The 669-nt window shown below is 62.9% G+C and carries 1 protein-coding gene; it reads left to right on the top strand.

Annotation, left to right across the window (positions count from 1 at the left end; all coding sequences use genetic code 11):
• Positions 1-37: 37 nt before the first annotated feature.
• The coding region (locus tag EOA86_RS37265) for a class II glutamine amidotransferase (RefSeq protein WP_206630281.1) at positions 38-669 on the top strand (632 nt) is incomplete at its 3' end.

Genomic DNA, 669 nt, shown 5'->3' with positions numbered 1-669 from the left:
GTCATCACACTATATAGCGACTTTAGCGGAGCTGAAGATGGCAGACGCAGACGACGTGCTTTCCGCCGAAGCTGACGATCATTTCCATGACGAATGCGGTGTGTTCGGTATTTTTGGCCGGCAGGACGCCGCGGCTATCGTCACGCTCGGCCTGCATGCGTTGCAGCATCGCGGCCAGGAAGCGGCCGGTATCGTTTCCTATGACGGCACCCAGTTCCATGTCGAACATCATGTCGGCCTGATCGGCGACACCTTCACCAAGCAGCGCGTCATCGACAGCCTCCAAGGCAACCGCGCGATCGGCCACACGCGCTACGCCACCACAGGCGGCGCCGGCCAGCGCAACATCCAGCCGTTTTTCGCCGAGCTCGCCGACGGCGGCTTCGCCGTCGCCCACAACGGCAATCTCACCAACGCCATGACGGTGCAGCGCGCGCTGCAGAAACAAGGCGCGATCTTCTCGTCGACCTCCGACACCGAGACGCTGCTTCATCTGGTCGCCACCAGCAGGGAACACGATCTCAACTCGCGCTTCATCGATGCGGTGCGCCAGGTCGAAGGCGCCTTCGCGCTGGTGGCGATGACTGCCAAGAAGATGATCGGTTGCCGTGATCCGCTCGGCATTCGCCCGCTGGTGCTCGGCGATCTCGACGGCGCCTGGATCCTGGC

It is taken from the genome of Mesorhizobium sp. M5C.F.Ca.IN.020.32.2.1 (genome assembly GCF_004023105.1).
GTDB lineage: Bacteria > Pseudomonadota > Alphaproteobacteria > Rhizobiales > Rhizobiaceae > Mesorhizobium > Mesorhizobium wenxiniae.
This window is presented reverse-complemented; position numbering and strand designations above follow the sequence as displayed.